2 protein-coding genes are annotated in these 2,815 nt (G+C 49.3%); both read right to left on the minus strand.

Annotated elements, in window-relative coordinates; genetic code table 11:
• The coding region (locus AC1WIP_RS14180; RefSeq protein ID WP_481142438.1) for an ABC transporter transmembrane domain-containing protein at positions 1 to 511 on the minus strand (511 nt) is incomplete at its 3' end.
• A gap of 46 nt (positions 512 to 557) precedes the next feature.
• A complete protein-coding gene (locus AC1WIP_RS14185) occupies positions 558 to 2,759 on the minus strand; it encodes a methyl-accepting chemotaxis protein (RefSeq protein WP_481142439.1) in 2,202 nt (733 codons plus the stop codon).
• Positions 2,760 to 2,815: the final 56 nt, after the last annotated feature.

The following is a 2,815-nucleotide window of genomic DNA, read 5'->3' on the forward strand; positions in this document are numbered from 1 at the left end:
TGATCATCCCTAATAGGGGAAGCACTGCCACCAGCACACATGCCATGGCCGGGTCCAGTGTAAAAGTCACGCAGATGCCTCCGATCAGAAGTATGGGCGCGCGCACGCCCAGTCTCTGCACCCTTCCTATCATTTGATGCAGATTGTAGGTATCCGTTGTCATTCTGGAGATCAGGGAGGGCTTTGTAAAGAAGTCAGTCTGCCTGTTGGAAAGATACATGATTTTGGAAAAGAGATCATGGCGTATGAGCTGTGTGGCATCGCTTGCCACCTTGGAGGCCATCCGGTTTGCTATGATATTGAAGGTTACCGCCAGCACGGAACAGAAAATCATGAAGAAACCCCAAAGCAGCACCAGGCTTTTCTGCTGCTTTGGGATTACAGAGTCAATGATATATGCCAGAATATAGGGGATGCACAGATCCATTATGGTTCCCCAGAATTTAATGAGAAACCCTACCCCCATTCTTGGGCAGTAGGGTTTCAGATATCGGATCACAATCTGTTTCAACTTGTTTACTCCTTAAAATAGCCGGGCAGAAATATCCTTACGTCTGTTAGATCTTAAATACGGAGATTTCCGTCTTGAGACTCTCCATGTTCTCCCCCAGGGCATCCGCAGTCTTGTTCAAATCCGTAACACTCTCCAGCAGCCGGCCGGCCACATCGTTTACAACCTCAGTGCTGTTTGCCGTCTCCTCAATGATATGGGAAATATTCTTTACCGCTTCCACTGTATCATTGCGTTCCTTGTCAGCCTTCTCCATGCTTTCCACTATGGCCTTCAGACCGCCGATCAGCTGATTCATACGAAGCTGCATCTCACGGAACACCGACACCACCTGCTCTACCGCTTCCGTCTGAAGGTCAACCATAGACTGGGCCTGGTTCGCGCTCTCCACACTGTTTAAGGTCTGCGCCGTGATATGTCCCACATTGTTGCGGATTTCTCCCGCCGCCTTTGCGGAATCATCTGCCAGCTTGCGGATTTCCTCCGCCACAACCGCAAAGCCCCTTCCGGCCTCCCCAGCCCTGGCAGCCTCAATGGAGGCGTTCAGAGACAGAAGGTTGGTCTGCTCCGTAATATCTGTGATGGTTTCCACAAAAGTGTTGATAATCTCGGATTCCTTTCGCAGAGAGTTTATGCTCTCACCCACCTTTGCCGTGATCTGCGTGGTCTCCTTGGCTCTGCTGCCTAACAGCTGCACGATTTCCATTCCCTGATTGATCATGCCCTCTGTTTCGTCTACCAGCTTTTCAACCTTTTCCACCACCCGGCTGACTTCCTGTATCTCATTTGACAAAATATCTGTCTTTTCCACGCACTCCTGGGCATGCTGGGACTGCCTGGTCATGCCTTCGTTAATCTCGCTGATGGCCTGGGTGATGTCCATGGAATAATCGTTGATCACGTCCGACGCCTTCTCTACTTCCTTGGCGGACTCCTCCAGCTGCCCCGTAGCGTTGGACACCTGATTCACAAGCTTTTTGGTATTTTCGATCATATTGGCTGCGGAGCCAGCAAGACCTCTGAATTCGTCATGTCCCTTAGCCTTCACCAAAACGGTCAGGTCACCCTTTGCCACCTCTCCAAATTTTTTGGAAATCCGCTTCATATTGTTCTGGATGCCTGCCACGATGAGAATGCCCACTGCCAGTACAATAACCGTTGCCAGAATCACCAGGCCTACGGTAAGCCCCTTGATATCCTCCGCCTGTCCCGTAACGACCTGCATGGGCACCAGCGCGCACACGGAGGCGTTGGTCATATCGCTTGTACTGTAAATAAACAGGTAGTCGCCGCCCTGAAAGCTTACCTGTCCTGCTCCCTGCAGTTCACCGCTTTCAAGAGCCGCACTGTAGAAGTCCTGTCCATAAAATACGGCTTCTTCTCCGGTCAGAACACTCTCCTGTCCCTCTGGAACATTCTCACAGATAATCTCCCTGCCGTTTTTAGTCACAAATCCCAGAATGCTCCCCTCTCCCAAATCCAGCCCGGCGATAAATTCCTCAATGGCCGAGGGCTTGATATCTACCACAATACAGGCGTTATTAGACTGGGACATCATCTCAAAGGCCAGAATGTAATCTGATTCCGTAAGGGCAAAGTTGGTGTCCAAAAGGGGATGGCTGTCAATCCACTTCTCGATGGTCCTCTTTCCCGTGGAAACACTTTTCTGATATTCCTCCAGGATACCGTCCATGGTCCCTCCGTCGGAAGAGCTGGCCTTAGTGGAAATCATGGAGATACCGGCCTTTGTAATAATATGTATATTGCTGATAAAAGGGTTCGTGGTCTGGGAGGACATAATGTCCGACCTGACGCTGGTGGTCACATTCAGCTTATCCACCGGTGAATCCTCATACATGCCCAGAAAATACTTGCTCAGATCGGAGTTAAAGGCATATTTCATTCCCTCCGATTCAATAAAGGTGCAGCTCATATCAATGTATTCCGTAGCCATGGCTATGGTCTGCACCGTAGAGTCCTCAAAATTCCCGCTCATGCCCTCCGCAGCCTTTTGGTACGCAGAAAAGCCGATTACAACCATAAATACAATTGGCACAAGAAAGCATACCACGATCTTGTTGCGGATACTGAAAAGCAGAAAGCCGGACTTCCCGGTCTGCCTGACTGTCTTTTGCTTTTTCTGAGCCTTGGCCTTCTTCTTTTCAGGCTTTGGCTCCTTCCCTGTATTCTCCTTCTTTCGGAAAATACCCTTCTCAGGCTTTTGATCCGTTTTTTTCCTGTTATCCATTCCGGCTTCCTCCAAACATAGATATATTAAATTACTGTTTTTCTATAGTATATAAT

The organism is Acetatifactor sp., from assembly GCF_982438285.1.

Coding starts and splice junctions, on each gene's coding strand:
- AC1WIP_RS14185 (WP_481142439.1), bottom strand. CDS start 2,759: ATGGATAACAGGAAAAAAACGGATCAAAAGCCTGAGAAGGGTATTTTC.